This is a genomic window from Streptomyces sp. NPDC085524 (assembly GCF_044541755.1).
Classification (GTDB): Bacteria; Actinomycetota; Actinomycetes; order Streptomycetales; family Streptomycetaceae; genus Streptomyces.
The window spans coordinates 79601-85868 of record NZ_JBITTH010000011.1 but is presented as its reverse complement, the minus strand read 5'-3'; the positions used below and the strand labels follow the sequence as shown (position 1 = coordinate 85868).

Below are 6268 nucleotides of genomic sequence, written 5' to 3'. Positions count from 1 at the left end.
CGGCCGGCGGCGCACCCCGCGGACCCGGGAGGTGCCAGTTCGCTGTCGGGCCGGAGTAGCGGGCACGCCACTGCGTCGTCGCACCTTGGCGTTGTGCTCGAATGGCCAACGCTGGATTGCCGCTCCGGTGCAGGGGTGAGGTACTTGTGTCGCCGAGCTGCGCGAACAGGGAAGGGTCACTCCTATGTCTGACGACCCAGTGAATGTCGAGACCGCGACAGGTCCGGCGGTCAGAGGCGTGGCGGGTGACGGAATCGCCGTCGAAGGGATCTCCGGCGCAGGCGGGCCTCCCGATGCGTTCGACGGCGGAGCACCTGGTGTGTTCGGTAGAAGCTCATCGGGAGCAGGGGGCGTATTCGAAGGCGGATCCTTGGGCCCTGGGCTGACTGCCACTGCCAGCTCGCCCATTGGAGCGGGCGGGGTATTCGTGAGCCTCCAAGGCCACGGCCTCACCGCGACCACGAAAGCCGCTAAGGCGAGTGCTGCTGTATTCGACTCGAAGAAGGCCGGGCAGATTCGACTGATTCCGCATAAAGTGGAATTCCGAGAAGGCAATTCCTCCCCGAAGCTTCCGAGCTTGGGAAAAACGGGGGAGATCAAAGCCCTTGTGGACAAGAACGGCAACTGTTCTCTCTGGCTCTGCGTGAAGCGCTCCGAAACTTCGGGTGATCCCCCGCAGCCGCGATCGGCACAGTGGTGCGAGATCCAGCTTGGCCCGGCCATCGGAGGGACGGAGTGACGCTGCTCCCGAGCTGGCGAGGCTCCGCCCCGGTCGTGCCCGGGGTGTCGGCGCACTCTCAGCGGCGCAGGTAGGCGAGGACGGCGAGGACCCGCCGGTTGTCCTCGGCCGAGGGAGCGATGCCGAGCTTCGCGAAGATGCTCGCGGTGTGCTTGGCGACGGCGCTCTCGCTGAAGTGGAGGGTTCCCGCGATGGCGGCGTTGGAGCGGCCCTCGGCCATGAGTTCCAGCACGTCGCGCTCGCGCGGGGTGAGGGAGGACACGGTGCCGCGGGCCTCGCCGCGCGCCAGCAGCCGCCCGATCACCTGCGGGTCCAGGACGGTGCCGCCCGCGGCGACGCGGCGTACGGCGTCGATGAACTGACCGGTGTCGGTGACCCGGTCCTTGAGCAGGTAGCCGACGCCGCCGTCCCCGCTCGCCAGGAGTTCGTTCGCGTAGAGCTGGTCGACGTACTGCGACAGTACGAGTACCGGCAGACCGCGTATGCGGCGCCGGGCTTCGAGGGCGGCCTGCAGGCCCTCGTCCGTGTGGGTGGGCGGCAGGCGTACGTCTACGACCGCCACGTCCGGCCGCTCCTCCAGCAGGGCGCGCAGGAGACCGGGACCGTTGTCCACGGCGGAGACTACGTCGAAGCCGTGCTCGGTGAGCGTACGGACCAGGCCGTCCCTCAACAGGAAGAGGTCTTCGGCAAGGACGACGCGCACGGGATCTCCAGGGTGACTGTGGTCGGGCCGCCCTGCGGGCTGTGCAGGACGATGCTCCCGTCGAAGGTAGCCAACCGCCCTCGGAGGCCGAGCAGCCCGGTTCCCCGGGAGGGATCCGCGCCGCCGCGGCCGTCGTCCGCGACGGTGACGAGCAGCCTCGGGCCGCGGGCGCCCGCGGCCTCGTGCGCGAGGGCGATGTCCACGCGGCCGGCGCCGGAATGCTTCGCCGCGTTGGCCAGCAGCTCGCTGACGGCGAAGTAGGCGGCCGACTCCACGGCGGCCGGCAGCCGGCCGGCCAGCCGGACTTCGACCTTCACGTCGAGGAAGCTGTCGAGGGCGAGGGAGCGCACCGCGTCGCCGAGGCCGCGGTCGATGAGGACCGGCGGCTGGATGCCCCGGACCAGGCCGCGCAGGTCCTCAAGGGCCCGCCCGGACAGCTCGCGCACCTCCAGCAGCGCGGCCCGAGCGGCCGGTGGATCCTCCTCCAGCAGCCGCGTCGCGCTGTCCAGACGCATCCCGAGGGCGACGAGCCGTGCCTGGGCCCCGTCGTGCAGATCCCGTTCGATCCGCCGCAGCTCGGCCGCCCGGCCGTTCAGTACTTCGGCCCGACTGTCCGCCAACTGACCGATACGGCGCTGGAGTTCGGCCTTGCGGGGAGCGGCGAGCAGCCGCCGGCCCCACCGCGCGTGCAGGCTCAGGACGGGCGGTGCGAGGAACAGCCCGGCCGCAGTGAAGCCGAGGCCCAGCACCGCCGCCGCGAGCATCAGGGCGGTGCTGTGCACGGGAATGAAGGCGTACCAGTTGCCGTCGTCCAGGAGCTGCCACACGAAGGGCTGCACGAGCGTCCCGAACAGCCCGTACACGACCAGAGACGGCGGTACGGCGACCAGCAGGCCGCCCACCACGGGCTCCAGCCATGCCCACGACAGGTCACGCCAGAATCCCGCGTCGGCCAGGACCGCGCGCGCCCCCGCGCTCCGCGGGAGCGGATCCGGTGCGGTGATCTGCACCCCCGACCACTGTGCCGCCCGCCGCCGGGCGAGGTCACCGCACCGGCGCAACGCGCCCGCCGCGGGCGGCAGCACGCGCAGGCCCAGCCCGACGGGCAGCAACAGCAGGGCTCCCACGACGCCCGCTCCGACGGCCGCCACCCGCAGCGCCAGCAGGCCGGCGAGCTGGCACCGTCCGACAGCGGCCAGGCGGCGGGACGGTGCCGAACGGAGCGGGCGGGACTTCGCACTCATGTCCCGTGCAGGGTAGCCGGTCCGAGCGCCCGCCGGCCCGCCCGCAGCCGGGCCGCCAAGACCGCCGGCACGGCCACCACCAGGCAGGACAGCCCGAAGCAGACCATGGGCGGGACCGCGCCCGACTCCTCGTCCAGGAACAGGAGCAGCCCGAGGTTGACCAGGGCGTGGAAGCCGCCCGCGAACAGCAGCCGCCGCCACCCGCCCACCTCTTCGAGCGCGACACCGAGAACCACCGACATGGACACGGTGGCCACGAGGAATCCGGCGGCGTAGGCGGGCGCCTGCCCCAGCACCTGGACGTGCCAGACCCCCCACAGCACCCCCACGGTCACCGAGGAGGCGACCGTCCCCAGACGAGTGCGCAGCAACGGCTGCAGGAAGCAGCGCCAGCCCACTTCCTCCCCGCACGCCCCCACCAGCTGGGCCACGGCGATCAGCGCGAAGGAGTGGTGCAGCGACCCCGGCGGCGTGAAGCGCGCCTCGCCGCCGACCGCCCCGTCACCGAGCACGGCGAGCGCGACGATCAGGCCGGCGGCACCGAGGAGCACCGCGCCGCCGGGCGACCGGGTGCCTGCTCCCGTCTCCGTACCCCGGAGAAGGTCGTGCGTCCGCCGGCGCCGCCACAGCGCGGCCGCACCCACCGCGAGGGCCGGGCCGAACTGGGTCAGCTGCAGGACCTCCTGCGGTACCCCGGTCCTCGGCTGCACCGCCCCCAGCACCCCGGCCGCCACGAAGGCCATGACTGTGAACACGCCCACCGTGCCCCACACCCCGACGCGCTCCGCCCGCCCTGCGGAGCCCCCGTCCTTGCGCCCCATGAGCACCTTCCCCGTCCATCGATGGATCCTTGGAATCCCTACGCGGACCACGATGCCGCCCGGCGCCCGGCGGGCCACTGCACCTGGCAACCGGGTGGGGGTACAGCTGGATACACCCGTGGGCCGTGCCGTCGCGACGGTGAGGAACGCCGGGACATGCCGGACCACCCGGACGGGCGGGGAGCCGTGTCGTTCCGCCCGAGTGGCCGTGTGTCTTCCTTCGGGCAACCGTCAGGGCCCGCCCCGACTCCGGCACGCGAAGTGCGGAACGACCACTAGGCGGTCCTTCATGCACGTGAGGTCGGGTTCACTGTGCTCCAGTCCTCCCCAGCCCGACCGTCGGCAAGCGCGGCGGCGAAGAGCGAGAGCACCCCGTCGAGGAGCGGGTGGCCGTCCTGCCCGGCCTCGTCGGCCATGCGGGCCGCGTAGGTGAGGTCCTTGTGGGCCCATGCGGCGGAGAAGTTCAGCGGCTCGGGCGGGGTCAGGTAGCTGTCCCAGGCCTGCTGGGTGACGACGCCTCCGGGGCGGTCGAGCAGGGCCTCTCCGACCTGGCGAGGGTCCAGCCCCGCCGCTCGCGCGATCCGGAGTGCCTCACCGAAGCCTGCCAGGTGCACGGCCTGCAAGGCATTGAGGACCAGCTTGAAGCGGGTCCCCGCCCCGGCGGGGCCGAAGTGCCGGACGTCCCGGGCGATCGAGTCGAACACGGACCGCAGCGCCCCCAGGCCGCTCGCGTCGCCGCCCGCGAGCAGTACCGGGTTCCCGCCCCTGGCGCCTGCGGCTCCGCCGGTGAGCGAGGCACACGAGATCGCCCGCACGGATGGCCACCGTTTGATCGTCTACCAGGCCGAGCCCGGCAGCTGGACCATCAGGCGATGGTCCGGCTGGGACAGACGTCCCCGGAGAAGGTCAGCGACCGGACCCGTCGGCCGACGGAACGGTGAAGTGGGCGCGGGCGTATGGACGCTGGTCGCGGGCATGCGCGGCATCCGCCTGCCCGGGCGGTCGCCGACTGGCGGGCGGCGTCACGCGCAGTAGCCTGGCGTGCGCGCTCTCCCTCTCGAGGCCTGGCCGGGCAAGGCGCGGCTTCCCTCCTGCGTGGCCGGTTCGCCGACCCAGGACGGCCTCGGCGCGCCCGTACTCCGCGGCGCCCGGACCGAGCGGGCGCACTCGACCCGCGGGCGAACATCTGGACGCGATGCCCTGTGACAAGTAGCGGCACCGCAATTCCGCTCGCGGCCGTGTCAGGGTTCGCGGTCCATGATGCGACGGGCTGCCTCGGCCTCCGCCGCGGGTGGAGACAGCTCATCGAGCGTGTCGAGCTCGTCGTCCGACTCCAACTCCTGCTCCCAGGCTGCCACGAGCCGCTCCTGATCCTCGCGGGGTCTGCTCGTGAAGGCCTCCCGGTGATGCGGGCCCAAGGCCGTGAGGAATCGTCCGACCGCGTCCGTCGGCATGCGGTACTCCTTCTCGCCGTGGGGGAGGAACGGCACCAAGCGTGATGCGGCGCCCGGCCCAGGATGACGAACCAGGCCGACGCCCACAGCCCGACACGGCACGCCATCACCCGATTGCCAGCGCAACGGGTCGAGCCAAGGTACTGCTGAAACCGTGGACCGGTACCGAGCCGGCGACCGACATCGAACAACACCTGCGGACCTGCGGGCCTCCTCGCCCCGTACGGAACGCGGGAGGCTCCACCGCCACGGAGGGTCCTGGCCGCGGCTGAGGGCGGCGGGCCGCGGGGCCCCGCCGACGTCCGACGCAGATCCGCCGCGGACGACGGTGAACAGCCGAGTACGCCGTTCCTCACCGACGGCAAGGCCAGCGTGCGCGACGCGGCCCCACCGCACGCTCGGCCACCAAGACCGTCACCGAGGTGTTCGCGTTCTGTGGGCCCTGGAGGTCTGCCGGCCGGTCTTACGGATCAGGCCGAGCGGGAGGCTTCGACACCCGCGAGGGCCGCAGGGTCCGTACCCCGACGGGCGGCGCGAGGGTTGCCCACCGGGGCCGCGGGAGCCGGATACGCACCGACCGAGTCGTCCGCTCGTGCATTGTGGGCATCGGCCAGAGCAGCCGCCACTGCGTCCGCGAGCTGATCGGGGGTGTCCGCGCGGCGGGCCAGTACGACACGGCTCCGGGGTGGCGCGGCGAGCGGGTCGTCCGCGGGCAGCGCCGCCACCAGGGGCTCCACCCGAGCTGCCGTACGGTCAGTCCCGAGGTATCGAAGGGGAGTCGGGTCAGCGCCAGGTCGGGCCGACGCTCGCGCAGCCCGCCCGTCGGATCCGTCTCGGGCGCCTCGTGCAGACGGACCCGCAGCCCAGGGGTTGCGCAGTACGGCGAGGGCCGTGGGACCGGCGTCCGGACCCGCGTCGGCGACGGTGCCCCGCGCCTCGCGGTAGAAGCCAGTCGGCTCGGACCGAGGCCAGCCACTCGTCGTCCTTGGCGCGGCCTCAGCCTTGGCTACGGCGGCGGAGATGTCCTCGGACACAACCGGCGCCGCACGCTCTCTGCCGGATCGTCGCCCGACATCGAGACGATTTCCCCGGTCTCGAGGACGAAGTACTCCGCCTGCTGCTTCTCGAGGTGGGCTGTGGTCCTGGCAACGCATTCGGCGAACTCGGCGTCGTGCTCCAGTCCCTTGCCGACCGCGTGCAGGAGATCGAGGAGCAGGGCCGCCCCGCTGACGTGGTCCGCGGCGACGCCGATCGGCGTGACCGCTGAGGTCGTGTCAAGAGTATTGACAGAAGTTGAACACAATCAG

General features: G+C 72.4%; 7 protein-coding genes. All 7 read right to left on the bottom strand.

Features of this window, described 5'->3' with window-relative positions; translation table 11 throughout:
- Window positions 1-797 precede the first annotated feature (797 nt).
- A complete protein-coding gene (locus tag ACIGFK_RS18855; protein ID WP_400052695.1) occupies window positions 798-1442 on the bottom strand; it encodes a LuxR C-terminal-related transcriptional regulator in 645 nt (214 codons plus the stop codon).
- The gene (locus ACIGFK_RS18850) at window positions 1406-2686 is read right to left on the bottom strand and encodes a sensor histidine kinase (RefSeq protein ID WP_386466044.1); all 1281 of its coding nucleotides are present in this window, start codon (window positions 2684-2686) and stop codon (window positions 1406-1408) included. The genes ACIGFK_RS18855 and ACIGFK_RS18850 overlap by 37 nt, the downstream gene beginning before the upstream one ends.
- A complete protein-coding gene (locus ACIGFK_RS18845) occupies window positions 2683-3507 on the bottom strand; it encodes a CPBP family intramembrane glutamic endopeptidase (protein ID WP_376658986.1) in 825 nt (274 codons plus the stop codon). The genes ACIGFK_RS18850 and ACIGFK_RS18845 overlap by 4 nt, the downstream gene beginning before the upstream one ends.
- Window positions 3508-3794: 287 nt before the next feature.
- Window positions 3795-4322: an NAD-binding protein gene (locus ACIGFK_RS18840; RefSeq protein WP_400052692.1), complete on the bottom strand. Its 528-nt coding sequence runs from the start codon at window positions 4320-4322 to the stop codon at window positions 3795-3797.
- 426 nt (window positions 4323-4748) lie between these two features.
- The gene (locus tag ACIGFK_RS18835; RefSeq protein ID WP_376658984.1) at window positions 4749-4961 is read right to left on the bottom strand and encodes a hypothetical protein; all 213 of its coding nucleotides are present in this window, start codon (window positions 4959-4961) and stop codon (window positions 4749-4751) included.
- Between the two features lie 470 nt (window positions 4962-5431).
- On the bottom strand, window positions 5432-5698 hold the full coding sequence (locus ACIGFK_RS18830) for a hypothetical protein (RefSeq protein WP_400052690.1): 267 nt from the start codon (window positions 5696-5698) through the stop codon (window positions 5432-5434).
- A gap of 269 nt (window positions 5699-5967) precedes the next feature.
- Window positions 5968-6264 carry a hypothetical protein gene (locus ACIGFK_RS18825; protein WP_376658983.1) on the bottom strand — a complete coding sequence of 99 codons (297 nt, stop codon included), beginning with the start codon at window positions 6262-6264 and terminating at the stop codon, window positions 5968-5970.
- Window positions 6265-6268: the final 4 nt, after the last annotated feature.

What these genes read in the sequence shown, in the direction of transcription:
- ACIGFK_RS18845 (WP_376658986.1), bottom strand. Translation starts at nt 3,507, where the DNA reads ATGGGGCGCAAGGACGGGGGCTCCGCAGGGCGGGCGGAGCGCGTCGGG.
- ACIGFK_RS18835 (WP_376658984.1), bottom strand. Translation starts at nt 4,961, where the DNA reads ATGCCGACGGACGCGGTCGGACGATTCCTCACGGCCTTGGGCCCGCAT.
- ACIGFK_RS18850 (WP_386466044.1), bottom strand. Translation starts at nt 2,686, where the DNA reads ATGAGTGCGAAGTCCCGCCCGCTCCGTTCGGCACCGTCCCGCCGCCTG.